At 66.6% G+C, this 18,217-nt stretch carries 15 protein-coding genes; 13 read left to right on the top strand and 2 right to left on the bottom strand.

What is annotated here, in order from left to right; genetic code table 11:
* Positions 1–81 precede the first annotated feature (81 nt).
* The gene (gene murJ / locus LDO14_RS20430) at positions 82–2,223 is read right to left on the bottom strand and encodes a murein biosynthesis integral membrane protein MurJ (RefSeq protein WP_223993162.1); all 2,142 of its coding nucleotides are present in this window, start codon (positions 2,221–2,223) and stop codon (positions 82–84) included.
* Positions 2,224–2,283: 60 nt separating this feature from the next.
* Positions 2,284–2,784 carry an NUDIX hydrolase gene (locus LDO14_RS20425; RefSeq protein WP_018769865.1) on the bottom strand — a complete coding sequence of 167 codons (501 nt, stop codon included), beginning with the start codon at positions 2,782–2,784 and terminating at the stop codon, positions 2,284–2,286.
* Positions 2,785–2,991: 207 nt separating this feature from the next.
* Here LDO14_RS20425 and LDO14_RS20420 point away from each other — a divergent pair, with 207 nt between their 5' ends.
* The 13 genes from LDO14_RS20420 to LDO14_RS20370 all read left to right on the top strand — a co-directional run bounded on the left by LDO14_RS20420 (position 2,992) and on the right by LDO14_RS20370 (position 18,122).
* Entirely contained in the window at positions 2,992–4,500 is a 1,509-nt protein-coding gene (locus tag LDO14_RS20420) for a CCA tRNA nucleotidyltransferase (RefSeq protein ID WP_018769864.1), read from the top strand.
* Entirely contained in the window at positions 4,497–5,081 is a 585-nt protein-coding gene (locus LDO14_RS20415; RefSeq protein WP_018769863.1) for a histidine phosphatase family protein, read from the top strand. The genes LDO14_RS20420 and LDO14_RS20415 overlap by 4 nt, the downstream gene beginning before the upstream one ends.
* Positions 5,082–5,236: 155 nt before the next feature.
* Positions 5,237–5,371 carry a hypothetical protein gene (locus LDO14_RS21625; RefSeq protein WP_018769862.1) on the top strand — a complete coding sequence of 45 codons (135 nt, stop codon included), beginning with the start codon at positions 5,237–5,239 and terminating at the stop codon, positions 5,369–5,371.
* Positions 5,372–5,733: 362 nt separating this feature from the next.
* Entirely contained in the window at positions 5,734–5,865 is a 132-nt protein-coding gene (locus LDO14_RS21620) for a hypothetical protein (RefSeq protein ID WP_261377430.1), read from the top strand.
* Between the two features lie 50 nt (positions 5,866–5,915).
* A complete protein-coding gene (locus LDO14_RS20410; RefSeq protein WP_223993161.1) occupies positions 5,916–7,370 on the top strand; it encodes a glycosyltransferase 87 family protein in 1,455 nt (484 codons plus the stop codon).
* Positions 7,363–8,805: an NAD(P)/FAD-dependent oxidoreductase gene (locus LDO14_RS20405; protein ID WP_018769858.1), complete on the top strand. Its 1,443-nt coding sequence runs from the start codon at positions 7,363–7,365 to the stop codon at positions 8,803–8,805. The genes LDO14_RS20410 and LDO14_RS20405 overlap by 8 nt, the downstream gene beginning before the upstream one ends.
* Before the next feature lie 66 nt (positions 8,806–8,871).
* Positions 8,872–10,860: a penicillin-binding transpeptidase domain-containing protein gene (locus LDO14_RS20400; protein WP_018769857.1), complete on the top strand. Its 1,989-nt coding sequence runs from the start codon at positions 8,872–8,874 to the stop codon at positions 10,858–10,860.
* Between the two features lie 43 nt (positions 10,861–10,903).
* A complete protein-coding gene (locus LDO14_RS20395; RefSeq protein ID WP_056392351.1) occupies positions 10,904–12,586 on the top strand; it encodes an ATP-binding cassette domain-containing protein in 1,683 nt (560 codons plus the stop codon).
* Between the two features lie 52 nt (positions 12,587–12,638).
* Positions 12,639–13,412, top strand: a complete 774-nt coding sequence (locus LDO14_RS20390; protein WP_018769855.1) for a DeoR/GlpR family DNA-binding transcription regulator — start codon at positions 12,639–12,641, stop codon at positions 13,410–13,412.
* On the top strand, positions 13,409–14,638 hold the full coding sequence (locus LDO14_RS20385) for an MFS transporter (protein ID WP_051081376.1): 1,230 nt from the start codon (positions 13,409–13,411) through the stop codon (positions 14,636–14,638). Before LDO14_RS20390 ends, LDO14_RS20385 begins: the two co-directional genes overlap by 4 nt.
* A gap of 21 nt (positions 14,639–14,659) precedes the next feature.
* On the top strand, positions 14,660–16,156 hold the full coding sequence (locus LDO14_RS20380; protein ID WP_223993159.1) for a bifunctional phosphatase PAP2/diacylglycerol kinase family protein: 1,497 nt from the start codon (positions 14,660–14,662) through the stop codon (positions 16,154–16,156).
* Between the two features lie 149 nt (positions 16,157–16,305).
* Complete coding sequence (locus tag LDO14_RS20375) at positions 16,306–17,229, top strand: ABC transporter ATP-binding protein (protein ID WP_018769852.1); 924 nt, start codon at positions 16,306–16,308, stop codon at positions 17,227–17,229.
* Positions 17,229–18,122 carry an ABC transporter permease gene (locus LDO14_RS20370; RefSeq protein WP_200953185.1) on the top strand — a complete coding sequence of 298 codons (894 nt, stop codon included), beginning with the start codon at positions 17,229–17,231 and terminating at the stop codon, positions 18,120–18,122. The genes LDO14_RS20375 and LDO14_RS20370 overlap by 1 nt, the downstream gene beginning before the upstream one ends.
* The last annotated feature ends 95 nt before the right edge of the window (positions 18,123–18,217 follow it).

The raw sequence follows: 18,217 nt of genomic DNA, 5'->3' as shown, positions 1-18,217 counted from the left end.
CAGCTACCCCTGTACCTGTTCGATCCTAGCCGATCCGCCCCAAACGGCTGCGGAGAAGACGTACGCCAGACCGGACGGAATTTACTTTTTCCGCTTGCGCCTGGTCTTGAAATACGGGTTCTCGCCGGGCTTCCCCTGGTAGGTGCGGCGGCCGGGAAGCGGGATCTGTTCCCTGAGCAGGCCGCCGCGGGCGGTGCCGGGCTGGTCCTCCCCCGGCAGGTAGGCGTCTCCGGCACCCTGGGCCGTGCCGCCGTCGTACATCTGCGGACGGTGCGTCCCACGCTGCGGGTCCGGGCCGGCGCGGAAGGAGACGGCGTCGAATTCACCGGAGATACGGGGGATAAGGCCGGTATCAACGGACGTGGTGGCCCGCTCCGGGCGGTGGCCGCGCTCCCCGTCCACAGCTTCAGCGGGAGGGGACGACGGCGCGTCCCCGGCGTCCGGAGCAGGGGCCTGGCTGCCGCGGCCAAACCTGCCCAGCAGGGGCCGGAGCATGTCGGTGAGCTCTGAGACCCGGAACAGCTTGAGAAGGACGAAGTACACCACCAGCATGACGGGTCCCACCACAATGACGGTGACCAGGGCAGTGATCCGGTTCTGCCATGCGAAACCGTCCGGGTTGTAGCTGCCCATGAGCCACAGGGCGCCCGCACCGGCGATTGCCGAACCGAGGGCCGCGTACCCCATGCGGATGTAGGAGTTGGCGATCCGTGGGCCGTCGAGGTGGCCCAGCATGCGCCGCAGGAAGAACGCGCTGATGACCACCGAGAGGATGTTGCCCACCATGTAGAGGACGGCAATGGCGTAGATGATCTGGCCCACCGGCAGGAACTGGATGGCAAACGCCCCCGCCACGTACACCACGGCGAGCAGCAGCTGGACATAGAACGGCGTGCGGGCGTCCTCGTTGGCGTAGAACACGCGGGACATCATGAAGTTGGCACTCATGAACGGAGTGCTGAGGGCCAGGATGGTGAGCGTCTGGGCCAGCATGACGCCGTCCTGCCGCAGTCCGCCGGAGAAGAACATGCCCAGCGGACCGGCCAGGGCAAACAGTGCCAGCGCCCCGAACACAGTGGCCACGGCCATGGTCCGCAGGCCGTGGGAGAGGGCATCGCGCAGTTCAGCCCGGTTGCCGTCCTGCGATGCCCGCGTCATCCGGTTGAAGAGCACGGTGGCCAGCGACAGGGCAATGATCGAGTGCGGCAGCAGGTACAGCTGGCTGGCCACTTCAAGGACCGCGTTGCCGGGCAGCGTGTATGCCGACGGGTCCCCCGCCTGCTGCAGGCGGATGCGTTCGGCGCCGGGAATGGTGGCGATGCGCATAACGTACAGGAAGGCGAGCTGCCCGACGGCGGCCGTCAGGAGCGTCCATACGCTCAGCCTGGCTGCGTGGCCCAGCCCCACGCCGCGCCAGCCAAACCGTGGCCGGAGGCCGAGCTTCAGCCGGAAGACCGGGACCAGCAGGATGGCTGTCTGGGACAGCACGCCGATGGTGGAGAATCCTGCCACCAGGAGCGTTTGCGTTGATCCCCAGTTGTCCAGGTTGTGCGGGTTGACCTCGTTGCTGCCGAAAATCCAGATGAACATGCCCAGGCCGGCGATGGCCACCAGGTTGTTCATGATGGGCGCCCACATGGCAGGGCCAAAGGCGCCGTTGGCGTTCAGGACCTGGGTGAGCAGGGCGTAAAGGCCGTAGAAGAAGATCTGCGGCAGGCACCAGAACGCGAAGGTGACCGCCAGGGCCTTTTGCTGGGGTGAATAGCCCTGGGTGGTCAGTTCGATCACGCCGGGAGCTGCCAGGGTGACCAGGGCCGTCAGGCCGAACAGGAGCAGGACAGCCAGCGTCAGCAGCCGGCTGATGTAGTCCGCTCCCCTGTCCGGAGCCTTGCTGGCCTTGATGATCTGTGGGACCAGGACCGCGTTGAACACGCCGCCGGCCACCAGGAGGAAGATCAGGTTGGGCAGGTTGTTGGCGTTGATGAACGTGTCATTGACCGTTGAGCCCAGGCCCAGGGCGGTACCGAGCATCCAGGTCTTGCCGAAGCCCAGGAAACGCGAAACCAGCGTTCCGGCGGCCATGATGGCGCTGGAACGGGTTTCGCTGGGGCCAGCGGCCACGGGCTGGGCCAGGTCCGGAGCGGCCGGCTCCGGGGGCACGCCGTCGGGTGCCGCGTCATCGGGCCGGCCGGACCGGTCGGAAGGAAAGTTGGTAGCTGACATCGACTTCATCGTCTCACCCACCGGCACTTAACACCGCAATGGCGACGGCGGCGTCCGGGCTTAGAGGTGTCCGGGCAGGACGTCACGGGCGAGGTCGGCGATGCGGCGTTCGTTGGGGAATGACAGCTTCCGGGCAAGTTCCTGGATGGGGACCCACGCCACGTCCACGGCTTCCTGGTCGGGATCGTTCTCGATGGTGAGTTCGCCGCCGGTGGCCCGCAGGAGGTAGTGGTGCACGGTCTTGTGGACCCGGTGGCCGCTGACGGTGAACCAGTAGTCGATGCTGCCAAGCGGCGCCAGGATGGTGCCCTCGATGCCGGTTTCCTCGGCAATCTCACGGACCGCGGCCTCTTCGTTGTTTTCCTTGCCCTCCGGATGGCCCTTGGGCAGGCACCACTCGAGGCGGCCACCCCTATTAAGGCGGGCGATGATCGCAACCCTCAACCCGGCGTCGGACGTATCCACCACGACACCGCCGGCCGAGACTTCCTCGACCGTAGGCAGCGACGCCGGTGCCGATTGCTGGGCAGGGGCAACGTGCGCCCCGATTGCCGACGGCAATGGTGCGTTCGTCCTCCTGCCTGGAGCGCTCGGTACTGGATGGGCCATGGAGTCCACTCTAACGACTGTTGCCCTTCCGTGATGACCGGAACATGACACCAACATGGACAGGATATGACGCACTTTCCGGCGGCGAAGGTCAATTGGCCCGGATCGTGACGCTTTTTGGACTGCCGCGGCGCTGGTTTCTGCCAAGCTTAAGGAACTATGTCGCACGCACATCACAAGATTGATTCCCACACTGTCGACTTCAAGGTGGACCCGGTGGTCCTGGAGCTCGGCCGGCGCTTCGTGGACGCCGGCCACGAGCTGTCCCTGGTGGGCGGTCCGGTGCGTGACCTGTTCCTTGGGCGGACCTCCCCCGACCTTGACTTCACCACCGACGCCACGCCGGACCAGACCGTGGCCCTGATCAAAAAGTGGGCGGACAACTTCTGGGAAATCGGGCGCGCCTTCGGCACCATTGGCATGCGCAAGGCCGGCTTCCAGATTGAGATCACCACGTACCGGGCCGAGGCGTACGATCCCGATTCGCGCAAGCCCGTGGTGGCGTTCGGTTCCTCGCTGACTGATGACCTGCTGCGCCGCGACTTCACCATTAACGCCATGGCGTTGAAGCTGCCCTCCATGGAGCTGGTGGACCCCTTCGGCGGCGTCCGCGACCTCCACGCCTCCGTGCTGGCCACCCCCGGCGCGCCGGAAGCGTCCTTCTCCGACGACCCCCTGCGGATGATGCGGGCCGCCAGGTTCGCCGCGCAGCTGGGCGTCTCGGTCCACGATGACGTGCGGGACGCAATGACAGGCATGGCGGAACGGATCAAAATCATCTCCGCCGAGCGCGTGCGGGATGAACTGGTCAAGCTGATTTGCGGTGCCCGGCCACGGACGGGAATCGACCTCCTGGTGGAAACCGGGCTGGCCGAGCATGTACTGCCCGAGGTTTCCGCCCTCCGCCTCGAATCCGACGAGCACCACCGGCATAAAGACGTCTACCAGCACTCGCTCCAGGTCCTGGAGCAGGCAGCCGAGCTCGAAACCGACGCGGAGGGTCCGGTGCCCGGACCGGACTTCGTGCTGCGCTTCGCTGCATTGATGCACGACGTCGGGAAGCCGGCTACGCGCCGCTTCGAACCGGGCGGCGCGGTGAGCTTCCGGCACCACGACATGGTGGGTGCCAAGCTCACCTCCAAGAGGATGAAGGCGCTGCGGTTCGACAATGACACCATCAAGGCCGTGGCACGCCTGGTGGAGCTCCACATGCGCTTCTACGGCTACGGCGACGCCGGCTGGAGCGACTCGGCCGTCCGCCGGTACGTGACCGATGCTGGTCCGCTGCTGGAGCGCCTGCACCGCCTGACCCGCTCCGACGTCACCACCCGGAACCAGCGCAAGGCCGAGCGCCTGGCCTTCGCCTACGACGACCTCGAAGCCCGCATCGCCGCACTCCGGGAACAGGAGTCCCTGGACGCAGTGCGCCCGGACCTGGACGGGGCCAGGATCATGGCCGTGCTGGGACTCAAACCGGGGCCTGTGGTGGGCCGCGCCTACAAGTTCCTCCTGAATGAACGGATGGAACACGGACCACTGCCCACCGCGGAAGCTGAGGCGCGCCTGCTCCGGTGGTGGGCCGAACAGCCTGAATCAGCACCTGCCGGACCCGGCCCTGGAGTCTCTTCCGCCGCCGTCGAACCTTCACCCGTTGAGGAGTCCAAGTGACCAACCCCGCCTTTGCCCCGCGCCCCCAGCTCTGGATCCTCCGCCACGGCGAAACCGAATGGTCAAAGAGCGGGCAGTACACCGGCCTCACCGATCTCCCCCTCACGGTGGAAGGCGAGCAGCAGGCCGTGGAGGCCCGCAAGGTGCTGGACGGCGTCGACTTCGACCTGGTGCTCACGTCCCCGCTGCGGCGGGCACGGCGGACAGCCGAACTCGCCGGCTTCCCCGATGCCCGGCATGAACCGCTCGCGGTCGAATGGAACTATGGCGACTACGAGGGCATCAGTTCGGACCTGATCCGCAAGGACAACCCCGACTACCTGATCTGGACCCACGGCGTGCCCAACGGGGAGACACTCGACGAGGTTGCCGCCAGGGCGGACAAGATCATCGGCCGGATCCTGGAATCCGGGATGGACAATGTGCTGATCGTGGCGCACGGGCACTTCTCCCGGATCCTCACCGCGCGCTGGCTGGAATTGCCGCCCACGGAAGGCCGGCATTTCATCCTGGGCACGGCGAAGGTCTGCACGCTTGGATGGGATAAGAAGACCCCCGCCATTGTCCGCTGGGGCCTCTAAATACCCCTATTCAAAAGTTTTCTTCTTTTCTCCGGAAATTGCTGGTCTTCCGCGAATTCCTGGGGTACCTTTATTCCTGACCCCACGGCAATCTGCCGGGGTCAAAGACCGCATTGCAATCCACGCAGCGGACAGTAGAAAAGGAGGTTGGGATAATGATGACTTTGACTGGCGAATGGAATGCCTCCATCAATGCATTCCCGGCCTTTGCTGATCCTGTGCGCGTGGCTTCGGTCAACTCGGGTTACCGCCGGCCGGCGGACCTCCCGGGCCTGCTGCGACGCCGCTAGGCGCCAGCCACCTGGCCGCGGGCCACGGTGCCAGTACCGTCAAGGCCCAGGCGGGACTCCATGTCCAAGACGGGCCGTCCAGGCCGGACCACCGTGCTTCTCCGCTGACTTCCGGGAACTGCTGCTGCCCAGGCCTCCCCTTCGCAGCCGCATAGTCCCGCATTTGCCACAGCTCTCCCACCGGCATTGCGGTTCACTTCCGGCTCCCGGTAGTCCGCGCTGCCACGGCGCTCCTGCGCAATTCCACTAATTCCCTCGGTGAATTCCTTGCGCCCAAATTTCCGCGCTTTTGCGCACTGAAAAGGGGTGCTAATTCGCCATGCACTTTTGTGCCTTGTAACCGAAGAAAGGAGGTGGCTCCCTTGATGCAAAAAATCATGGGACTCCTGTCCCGGCCCCTGCAGCGCCGCAGTTCCTTTAACAGCGCCCTGCTGGAGCAGCACCGGAACGACGTTTTCGTGCTCATGCACCAGCAAATAGGTGGCCTGCGCTGACGGGCCGGCCCCCAAGCCCCCGGGAGGGGGCCGGCTGTAAGCTCGAAGCCATGCACGAGACCCAGTCGCCGGACAGCGGACGACGGCCCCGAATCGTAGTGCCCAGCCGCAGCGATGCCCTGCTGCGGAATTTCACCGAGGTGATCGGCGGCCCGCTGGGATCCAGGACAGATCCCGGCGTGGTCTCCCCCGGTATCTACTCGGTGGAACGGGTGCTCATTGTCCTCACGGCCCTGGCAGCCCTGGTGGGGGTCCTGCTGAAGGGCTATTGCAGGGCCAACGGCTGGGAGACGCCCACGCAGTTCTATGCCACGTGTTACTCGGATTTCCCCGAATTGTTCCGCAACCGCGGCATGGCCGCGGGAATCTTTCCCATCCTGGGCAGCGGCAGCCAGTTCGAATACCCGGTGCTCCTTGGGCTGATCGCGGGTGTGACGGCCTGGCTGGTACCCGGCGGAGAGGCCGGTGCCCGCGCCCTGGCCTACTTTGACATCAACGCGGTGCTGCTGGCGGCGGTGGCCATGGCCACCGTGCTGGTGACAGCACGCATGCCCGGCCGCCGTCCGTGGGATGCGGCCATGGTGGCGGTGGCCCCGGGGATCGTGCTGGCCGGAACCATCAACTGGGACCTTTGGGCCGCATGCCTGCTTGCCCTGGGGATGTACTTCTTTGCCCGGCAACGGCTTGTGCCCGCCGGGGTCATGATTGGCCTCGCCACGGCCACCAAGCTGTATCCGCTGCTGGTGCTGGGCGCCATCCTGCTGCTTGCAGTACGCACGGGAAGATGGCGCCCGCTGCTGGTGGCCGGCGGCAGCGCGGCCGCCGCCTGGCTGGCAGTGAACCTGCCGTTCGCGGCTGCCAACCCTTCCGGGTGGGCCTTCTTCTTCCAGTACAGCGCTGAGCGGGGCGCCGGGTACAGCTCAGCCTGGTTTGCCTACAACCTGGTGGCGGACAGGCTGGGCTGGTCCGGGCTTGGCGCCGGTGCCGTCAGCATGTTTTCCACCGGGTTCTTTGCCGTGGCCTGTGCAGGCATTGCCGCTGTTGCGTTGACGGCCCCCCGCCGTCCCCGCATGGCGCAGCTCGCCTTCCTGATCGTGGCGGCCTTCATCCTTACCAGCAAGGTGTATTCGCCCCAATACGTGGTGTGGCTCATTCCGCTGCTGGCCCTGGCCCGGCCGCGGTGGCGCGACTTCCTGGTCTGGCAGGGCATCGAAGCCCTGCATTGGGCTGCGATATGGATGTACCTTGGACAGGTGACCAGCGCAGGTTCCTCCCAGCACAACCTGGACATGCCCTACTACGTCCTGGCGGTGGCCGCGCATATGGCCGCGGTGGCCTATCTCATGGCACGCGTCGTCTGGGATATTTACGATCCCGCCTATGATCCCATCCGCCGCCACCACCTGGACGACCCCCACGGCGGCCCCTTCTCCAACGCGCCGGACCGGATCCGGCTCAAGCTGCCGGCTTCATTCCGCGCGGCGAAGGCGGGGTCCCGTGCCTGATGTGGCAGTAGTAGGGTCCGGCCCCAACGGACTCTCCGCGGCCGCGGTGATGGCGCGGGCCGGCCTGTCAGTGGAGGTCTTCGAGGCCGCAGCGACGATTGGCGGCGGAACCCGGACCACGGAGTTGATGCAGCCCGGGCACTTCCATGATGTCTGCTCCGCCGTGCACCCAATGGCTGTGGCGTCCCCTTTCTTCCGCGCTTTCGAGTTGCCCCGAAGGGTGGACCTCATCACCCCGGACGTGTCCTTCGGTTCCCCGCTGGAAGGTGGCCGGGCAGCCCTGGCCTATCAATCGATGGACAGGACCGTTGAAGGACTGGGCCGGGACGGACCCGCGTACCGCCGGCTCATGGAGCCACTGGTCCGCCACATTGACGACGTCATGGACTTCACCCAAAACCAACTCCTCCGGATCCCCCGGAACCCCCTGGTGGCCGGCGTCTACGGCCTGCGGACCCTGGAACAAGGGACCGGGCTGTGGAACCTTCGGTTCCGGGAGGAACTGGCGCCGGCCCTCCTCAGCGGTGTGGCCGCCCATGCCATCTCCCACCTGCCCTCCCTCGCCGCCTCCGGAGCCGGGCTGATGCTTGGTGCCCTGGGACACGCCGTGGGATGGCCCATCCCCCGCGGCGGTTCCGCATCCATCGCGGCAGCCCTCGCGGACGACATCCGCGCCCACGGAGGAGTCATCCACACCGGAACCCCGATTGACCGGTTGGAACAGCTTCCTGCCACCCGCGCCACGCTGCTGGACGTGGCACCCCGGGGGTTGCTGGACATGGCAGGGGAATCACTTCCCGGACATTACCGGCGGGCCCTGGAACGCTTCCGTTACGGCAATGGCTCGTGCAAGGTGGACTTCATCCTGTCCGGGCCGGTGCCGTGGCAGGCCAGCGGACTTTCCGACGCCGGCACCGTGCACGTGGGCGGCACGCGGGCCGAGCTGGCACGCTCGGAAAACGAAGTCAGTGCCGGACGCCATCCTGAACGGCCATATGTGCTCGTGGCCCAGCCGTCCCGCTTCGACGCAGGCCGCGCCCCTGCAGGCCGGCACACACTGTGGACGTACTGCCATGTTCCCTCCGGCTCGACGAAGGACATGACCAGCCAGGTTGCCGCGCAGCTGGAACGGTTCGCCCCGGGATTCCGCGATCTTGTGGTGGAATCACACGTCATCACCGCAGCGGAGTTGGCTGAATACAACCGGAACTACATTGGGGGCGATTTCAGCGCCGGCATTATGGACGTCCGGGGTCTGGTCCAGAAGCCGGTGGTGTCCCCCATCCCGTGGCGGACGCCGCTGCTGGGCGTCTACCTGTGTTCGTCGTCGACACCGCCGGGTCCCGGGGTGACGGGCATGCCCGGGCTGCATGCCGCAACGTCCGCCCTGAAGGACGTCTTCAAACTGCCGGTGCCGGACCTGGGGCTCTCATAACGCTCCATGACCCGGGACTGAACACGCGTGGCGCTGATGTCAGCCGGCCCGGGGGATAATGGCGCGATGGGGAAAACAACAAAACTTTCGCTTGCCATAACTGCGCTCATTATCGGAACCTCGCTGGTGGCCTGCGATGACGGAAAGTCCGGCGCCGAAGCCGCGGCACGGCAGCTGGCCGGCGCAGTCTCGGCGCTCGATGTAGGGTCCGTGGCTTTCGACGGCAAGGACGCCGCCGCAGCGAACGACCAGCTGCACCAGGTCTTCGCAGCCCTGGACCCGCAAAAGCCCGAGGTCCAGGCAGGCGGACTCACGCTGGACGGGGACAAGGCCTCCGCACCCCTGAACTACACCTGGAAGTTCGGCGACGCGGAATGGAAGTACACCATCGCAGCGAACTTCAGGAAGTCCGGCGATAAATGGCTCACCGTCTGGGATCCGGCCATCCTGGCACCGGGCCTCGGGGACAGCGAAATCGTGACCAAAGGATCCCAGACCCCCCAGCGCGCAGACATCCTGGGCGCCGGAGACGTCCCGCTGGTGACCTACCGCCCCGTGGTGAATGTGGGCATCGACAAGCCCCAGTTGGGCAGCGCAGACCCCGCCGATTCCGCCGGCAAACTGGCTGCCCTGGTGGGAGTGGACCCTGCCGCCTACGTGCAGCAGGTCAAGGCAGCAGGGGCCCAGGCCTTTGTTTCCGCCATCACCCTCCGCGAAGAGGGCCGGACCATCACCGATGCACAGATCCAGGCCATTCCCGGCGCCCGCGGCATCCCGGCATCCATCCCCCTGGCCCCGAGCAGGACGTTTGCCCGGGCCGTGCTCGGGTCGGTAGGGGAAGCGACGGCGGAACAAATCGAGGCGTCCGATGGCGCCCTGGCCCCCGGGGACGTCACGGGCATTGGAGGGCTCCAGCAGCAGTATGACGAACAGCTCCGCGGATCGGACGCCGTCGTCATCCGCGCGCAACGGGCCGACCTCACGCGCGAACAGATCCAATCCGCCGGCACCGACCCCCGCCGCGTCCTCTTCCAGGTGGAGCCCAAGCCCGGGACGCCGCTGAAGACCACCCTCGATCCGCGGCTGCAGACGCTGGCTGAGGGCATCCTGGAGCCGGTGGGGCCGGCGTCAGCCATCGTGGCCCTCCGACCCTCCACCGGAGCCGTGCTGGCAGCGGCTTCCGGGCCGGGCAGCAACGGCTATAACACGGCAATGCTGGGACAGTACGCCCCGGGATCGATCTTCAAGATGGTGGATTCCCTGGCCATGTTCCGGAACGGGATGACGCCCGACTCCACCATCCAGTGCACCCCCACGCTCACGGTGGACGGGCGGACCTTCAAAAACTCGGAAGGCTACCCCGAGACCTCTTTGGGCGCGGTGACCCTGCGGGACGCCTTTGCCCACTCCTGCAACACTGCCTTCATCTCCCAGCGCGACTCGGTGTCGCAGGGCCAGCTTGAAGCCGCTGCCACGTCCATGGGAGTGGCGGTGGAGGCGCCGAAACTTGGCGCCGAAGCCTTCCTGGGCTCCGTTCCAGGGCAGGCGCAGGGCACCGAACACGCAGCGTCCATGATTGGCCAGGGCAAGGTATTGCTCTCCCCGTTGGCCGCAGCAATCATGGCCGGCTCCGTGGCCAAGGGCGCCCCCGTCGCCGCGCAGCTGGTCCTCAACCCCGACGCCGGTGCGCCCGCTGCCGGAACAACGGCAGGTTCCACTGCCCCCGCGGCCGACCGGTCCGCAACCGCCGCTGCCGAGGCACCCTCCACCGCCTCGGACAAGCCGATCACGGCTGCGGAGGCGGCGTCGCTGGCAGACATGATGCGCGCCGTCGTCACGTCCGGCCACGCAGGGTTCCTGTCCAGCGTCCCCGGGGCACCGGTAGGGGCGAAGACCGGAACCGCCGAATTCGGCACCGAGACTCCGCCAAAGACGCACGCCTGGATCGTGGCCGTCCACGGGGACCTGGCCGTAGCCGTCTTCGTGGAGGACGGCGGCCTGGGCGCCACCACCTCCGGCCCGCTGCTGAAGCAGTTCCTCACCGCCGCCGGCTAGGGGACCCCGCCAGGCAAGGGACCGGCGTGGGAGGATTGACGGTGTGGCCCATATTGACGTTTCCGGCATCGACTACTTCCTCTCCGACGGCACCCAGCTCCTGAACGGAGTGACCTTCAAGGTCCCTGACGGCACCAAGACCGCCCTCATCGGGCCCAACGGCACTGGGAAGACCACGCTGTTCCGGATCATCGCCGGAGACCTGGTCCCGGACGAGGGCGTCATTGGGCGGTCCGGAAACATGGGCATCATGCGCCAGTTCGTGGGGCAGGTGCGGGACGGATCCACCGTCCGCGACCTCCTGGTGTCCGCCGCTCCCCCGGCCCTGGCAGCCGCTGCCCGCGAGGTGGATGACGCCGAGCTGGCCATGATGGAGGACGACGACGAGCCCACCCAGATGCGGTACGCCCAGGCCATCGTGGACTGGGGGGACGCCGGCGGCTACGACGTCGAGACCGTCTGGGACGAGGTCTGCATGGCCGCGCTGGGGCTGCCCTTTGACCGCGCACAGCACCGCCCGGCGTCGACCCTTTCCGGCGGCGAGCAGAAGCGCCTGGTGCTGGAAGCACTGTTCGCCGGCCCGGACGATCTCCTCCTTTTGGACGAGCCGGACAACTACCTTGACGTGCCGGGCAAGCGCTGGCTCGAGGAGAAGCTCAATGACTCCAGGAAAACCGTCTTCTTCATCAGCCACGACCGCGAGCTGCTGAACAACGCCGCCGGGCGCATTGTCACCCTTGAGCCGGGGATCAACGGGGCCGCCGCGTGGATCCACGGGGGCGGGTTCGAATCGTACGTGGAGGCCCGGGCGGACCGGAACGCCCGGTTCGAGGAATTGCGCAAGCGCTGGGACGAGGAGCACATCAAGCTCAAGGAGCTCGTCAACATGTACAAGAACAAGGCCGCGTTCCGCTCCGACATGGCCAACCGCTACCATGCCGCCCAGACCCGGCTGGCAAAGTTCCTTGAAGTGGGGCCGCCCGAGGCGCTGCCCATCGAGCAGAACGTGCAAATGAGGCTCAAAGGCGGACGGACCGCCAAGCGCGCCATTGTGGCGGAGAAGCTGGAACTCACCGGGCTCATGAAGCCCTTTTCCACGGAAGTGTGGTTCGGCGACCGCGTGGGCGTGCTGGGCTCCAATGGTTCCGGCAAGTCGCACTTCCTGCGGCTGCTGGCCACTGGCGGCACTGACCCCGAACGCGAACACCTGCCCGTGTCCGATGTTGACATCGCCGAGGTACCGCACGAAGGCACCGTCAAGCTCGGTGCCAGGATCCGGCCGGGATTCTTTGCCCAGACCCATGTCCGTCCCGACCTGCTGGGAAAGACCCTGCTGGAAATCCTGCACCGCGGCGATGAACACCGTTCCGGGCTGGGCCGGGAGGCCGCCGCGGGTGCCCTGGACGGCTACGGCCTGGCGGGACAGTCGGAACAGAAGTATGAGTCACTCTCCGGCGGCCAGCAGGCGCGGTTCCAGATCCTCCTGCTTCAGCTCAGTGGTGCCACCCTGCTGCTGCTGGACGAGCCCACGGACAACCTGGACCTGCACTCCGCTGAAGCGCTGGAGCGGGCCATTGACCACTTCGAGGGAACTGTCCTGGCGGTCACCCACGACCGCTGGTTTGCCCGGACCTTCGACCGGTTCCTGGTATTCGGCTCCGACGGGAAGGTGTACGAGTCGGCGGAGCCGGTGTGGGACGAACAGAGGGTGGCGCGCAGCCGCTGAGCTGTCCCGGCCACCACATGAGCAAATGATCATGAGTTGATATCATTTGCTCATGAAAACGGACGAGCGGCACAGGACCATTGCCGAAATCCTCCGGCGGCAGCCGGAGGTGAGCGTCGAGGACCTGATGCAGGCCTGCGCCGCCTCCGGCGCAACCATCCGCCGGGACCTTGAAGTACTGGCCGGCCACGGTGTGCTCCGCAGGGTCCACGGCGGCGCCAGGAGCCTGATAGGCCACGGCCGCAACCCGGGCTACGGACAGCGGGAGCTGGAGGACCGGGATGCCAAGAAGCGCATCGCAGCTGCCGTGGCCGGCCTGCTGGCCGACGGCGAACACGTCTGGCTGGACAGCGGCAGCACGGCAACCGAAGTGGCGCGGGCAGCGGCCGGCCGGCAGGTGACCCTGATGCCCATGTCCCTGCAGGCCCTCAATGCGGCTGCAGGCGGTGACGGTGCCGCAGGCTCCCGCCCCGCCCTGCTGCTGCCGGGTGGAAGCGTGGTGCCCGGTGAACTCTGTTTCCGCGGACCGCTGGCCGAGTCCAACATCAGGTCCCTGCGTTTTGACACCGCGGTGGTCACGCCCTGCGCAGTGGACTTCCGCGACGGCCTGCTGGCCCACGACCTCGACGATGCCGCGGTGAAGAAGGCCGGCCTGGAAGCTGCGGCACGAGTGGTGGTGGCCGCCTCCGCGGGAAAGTGGCAGGCCAGCGCCCGGGTGCTCGTCGCCGGCCTGGAAAAAGTGGATGTCATCGTGACGGACCGGCAATTCAGCGCCCAGGACCATGCCGACCTTAAAAAATACTCTGTGGAAGTAGTGTACGTATGAGCTCCAGTACAGGTAAGGAACAGCAGGCAGGCTTGAGGGCCGCCGCCGCAGCCACGTTCGTGGTCTTCGGGATCAACGGACTCGTGTTCGCAAGCTGGGCGGCCAGGATCCCTGCCGTTACGCAGACGCTGCACATCACGTCGGGGCAAATGGGCACGCTGCTGCTGTGCACGGCCGTAGGCTCACTGCTGGCACTTCCCACCGCCGGCCTGGTGGTCGGCAGGATTGGCACCGCCAACACGGTCCGCTTTGCGGGCTTGCTGGCGGCGGCCGCAGGTGTGGGAATCGCCCTGTCGCTTTCGGCCACGTCCATTCCCGGAACAGCGGTTTCGCTGTTCTTCTTTGGCATTGGCATTGGCCTTTGGGATGTGGCACAGAACATCGAAGGGGCCGACGTGGAGCACAAGCTCCGTCGCACCATCATGCCCCAGTTCCACGCGGCCTTCAGCGGCGGCGCATTCGTTGGCGCCCTGGTGGGTGCAGGGCTTTCCACCCTGGGTGTGGACCTGCCGCTGCATCTCATGGCGATTGCAGCCGTGGTGGTGCTGGTGGCATTGACCGTGCCACGCTACTTCCTTCCCCACATCTCCACCGCCCCCGTGGAGGGGGAGCCGAAACCCGCCAAGGGACCGTCCGCGTGGCGGGACAGCAGGACACTGCTCATCGGCGTCGTGGTCCTGGGCGCCACCCTCACCGAGGGAGCGGGCAACGACTGGATCGCCAAGGCCTCAGTGGACGGGCTCGCGGCCTCCGAATCCACCGGCGCCCTCATGTTCGCCCTCTTCGTCCTGGCCATGACCGCCATGCGGTTCCTGGGCGGCCGAGTCATCGACGCATACGGACGGGTGGCAGTCCTGCGGGCCAGCATGGCCGCAGCGGCCGCGGGCCTGGGCCTTTTTGTGCTGGCGCCCAATATCTGGCTGGCCGGCATCGGTGCTGCCCTGTGGGGCGTCGGCGCCGCCCTGGCTTTCCCCATGGGCATGTCCGCTGCGTCCGATGACCCACGGCACTCCGCCGCACGCGTTTCCGTTGTATCCACTTTGGGGTATATATCATTCCTTGCTGGACCGCCGCTGCTGGGCTACCTCGGTGACCTCACCGGTATCCACACCGCGCTGCTGGCCATCATGGCACCCATCCTGGTGGCGCTGCTTCTTGCCGGTGCCGCGAGGCCCCTTAGCGCGGTCGAGGAAGCCGCCGGGCAGGAAGCCGCCAAGCGGGACTAGACCTTGGGTTAGGGTGATCACATGCAAAGCGCCAGGCCGCGGGGGCGAAGCTGGATCAGCCGCCTCGATAGATACCTTCTCAAGCATGTATCCAACCTGCCCGGCGGCAACCACGATGTGTTCTTCCGCCGGCTTTCCGCCTCGGCCAACCACGGAAAGCTCTGGATGGGAGCGGCGGCCGTCCTGGCGTTGTTTCCCGGCAAGACGCGGAGGGCAGCACTGCATGGGCTGATCGCCCAGGGGGTGGCCTCCGCCGTGACCAACGTGGTGTTCAAGACGCTGCTCCCCCGGACCCGCCCGCTCCCCGAACATCTTCCGGTGTTCCGCTTCGTGCATCCACAGCCCACCAGCTCCTCCATGCCATCGGGGCATTCGGCGTCTGCGATAGCGTTCGCAGTCGGGGCAGGCCTGGTCCGCCCGGCCGTAGGTGCTGCCCTGGCTCCCGCAGCCGTGGGAGTCGCCTATTCGCGGGTTCACACCGGCGCCCACTGGCCGTCGGACGTCCTCTTCGGTTCGGCCCTTGGTGCCGGTGCTGCGCTGGTGACCCGCCATTGGTGGCCGGTTCGTCCGCCGATTCCGCAGACGACCAGGGCATGGACCAGTGCGCCTGAGTTGCCGGGCGGCGAGGGTCTGAGCATTGTGGTCAACACCTTGGGCGGATCCTTCAAGGAGGAGACGGCGTCAGCACTCAAGGAAGTATTTCCCAAAGCGCATATAAACACCGTGCAGCCGGACGAGGACCTGGTGCAACGGATCGCCGCCACCGCCGACTTCCCTGGCACCCGCGCCCTGGGCGTGTGGGGCGGTGACGGAACGGTCGGCGCAGCGGCCGCCGCCGCCGTCGCACGTTCGATTCCCCTGCTGGTCCTGCCCGGCGGCACCCTGAACCACTTTGCGCGCGACGCGGGGACGGGAAGCCTGAAGGATGCAGTGGATGCGGCCAGCAAAGGTGAAGCGGCCCTGGCGGACATCGGGGTGGTGACGGCGGAACGGGGCCTGGCGGGAAGCCCGGAGGTCTCCGAAATGGTCATGCTGAACACCTCCAGCGTCGGCCTTTATCCGAACTTTGTCCGCCGCCGGGAACACCTGCAACCGGCGCTCGGGAAGCCGCTGGCAGGGGTGGTGGCCATGTTCAGGACCTTTGCGGCGGGCACCCCAACCACCCTGTCCGTGGACGGCGTTGTGCGCAAGGTGTGGATTGCCTATCTGGGCAGGGGGCGTTATTACCCCCGGGACCATGCGCCCTTGTTCCGGCCGGTGATGGATGACGGCGTGCTGGACGTCCGGATGATCACGGCTGACGAATCCTTTGCCCGGCTGCGGCTGCTGTGGTCCGTGCTGACGGGAACAGTGGCAAGCTCCCGCATCACCCACCTGCGGGAGGCCACCGAGGTAAGGATCGACGCCGGAGGCGCACCCATGGCGCTGGCGGTGGATGGCGAAGCGCTGGCCGGCGTGCGCAGAGTCGCGTACCGGATCCAGCCGAAGGCACTGACGTATTACTCCCCGCGCCGCTGACCACGTGGACGTGGGGGAAGTAACTACCCTGATTCTCCCCTGAATCAACCCTGATTCCGGGAAAAAGCTGCCCGGGCATCGGTAGCGTAAGGCATGAACACCCACCGAAAGTCGTCTGCAGCCGCGCGCTGCCGTGCAAAGGATTCTTCATGATCGAGGCAAACGGGCTGACCAAGGTCTACGGCGCCAAAACCGCCGTGGCCGGCGTCAGCTTTACCGTCAGGGCAGGGCAAGTGACCGGCTTCCTGGGCCCCAACGGGGCAGGAAAATCCACCACCATGCGGATGATCATGGGACTGGACCGGCCGACGTCGGGCTCGGTCACCGTGAACGGCCTGCCGTACGTCCGGCACAAGGCACCCCTGCGCGAAGTGGGTGCCCTTCTCGATGCCAAGGCGGTCCACACCAGCCGCAGTGCCTACAACCACCTGCTGGCCATGGCGGCCACGCACAGCATCCCCAAATCCCGGGTGCACGAGGTGATTGAAATGACGGGGCTGGAGGCTGTGGCACGCAAGAAGGCCGGCGGCTTCTCCCTGGGGATGGGCCAGCGGCTGGGCATAGCGGCAGCCTTGCTGGGGGACCCGCAGACCCTCATCCTGGATGAACCCGTCAACGGCCTGGACCCGGAAGGTGTGGTCTGGGTGCGGAACCTGGTCCGCTACCTCGCAGGGCAGGGACGCACGGTTTTCCTTTCCAGCCACCTGATGAGCGAGATGGCCCAGACCGCCGACCACCTGATCGTCATTGGGCGCGGCCGCGTGATTGCCGACGCACCCATCCGTGACATCATCACCGGCAAGGGGCAGGCACGGGTCCGGGTGCGTACCGACGAACCCGACCGTCTCTACCAGCTGCTCGCCGGACGGGGCGCGTCCATCGACGTCCCGGAGCGGGAACTGCTCGAAGTAACGGGCCTGGAGCCCAGGACCATCGCGGCGGCCGCCCTGGAAAACCACGTCATGGTCTACGAACTGACGCCGCTCGTCGCCAGCCTCGAGGAGGCGTACATGGAACTGACCAAGGACGACGTCGAATACCACTCCCTGCCCGCCGCGGAGGTAAGCAAGTAATGAGCGTAACCACCACCGAACCCACGTCTTCGCCTGACCCCGCATCCTCCGCCGGGGGCCGCAGCCCCCGTGCCGGTGGACGGGCCCTGCCCGGCCCCACGTTCCTCCGGGTGCTCAACTCGGAAGTCATCAAGTTCCGCAGCCTCCTTTCCACGCTGATCCTGCTCGCTTCCACGGCGGTGGTCATGGTCGGGTTCGGCGCGCTGTCCGCGTGGGGGACGGGCCAGTTCGCCGACGCGGCCACAAGGGATCCGCAGGCCGCGGCGCGGATGGCATCGCAGGGCGGCGATCTTGCCGTCAGCGTGCCCACCTCCGGCATCGCCTTCGCCCAGCTGATCCTGGGGTCCCTTGGTGTGCTCCTGATGAGTTCGGAATTCACCACCGGAATGGCCCGGTCCACCTTCGCGGCCGTGCCCAGGCGCGTTCCCGCATTCGCTGCAAAGCTCGTGGTGGTCATGGTGACGTCATTCGTGGTTACCGCCGTCTCCACCTGGGTGGCAGGACTGGTGGCCGTGCCCATCCTGGACAACTATGGCCTCACGCTGGACCTTGGCAGTTCCCAGTCGGTGAAGCTCCTTCTGGTCAACAGCCTCTATGTGGCCGCCGTCGCCGCCATCGGCATGGCCCTGGGCACTCTCATCAGGAATTCCGCCGGCGGCATCATGAGCCTGGTGGGCATCTTCTTCGTGGCACCCATCGCCTTCCAGCTCATTCCCGGGGACTTCTTCAAGGAGGCCCGCAAGTACCTGCCAGGCAATACCGTTGATCCGCTGACGGCGGCCCAGCATGTTCCGGACACCCTGGAAGCCTGGCAGGCGGCACTCGTCCTTGGCGCCTGGGTCATTATCCCCGTCCTGCTCGCGGCAGTCCTGTTGAAGCGGCGGGACGTTTAGCGGCCAACCACTGCTGACGCCCCCGGCGAGAGGGACGGCGCGTGGTTTCCGGCACATTACAAAAGTGCATGGCGGGAAACTTTCTTTGCCCGTGG

The sequence above is a fragment of the Arthrobacter sp. NicSoilB11 genome (assembly GCF_019977375.1).
Taxonomy (GTDB): Bacteria; Actinomycetota; Actinomycetes; order Actinomycetales; family Micrococcaceae; genus Arthrobacter.
This window is presented reverse-complemented; position numbering and strand designations above follow the sequence as displayed.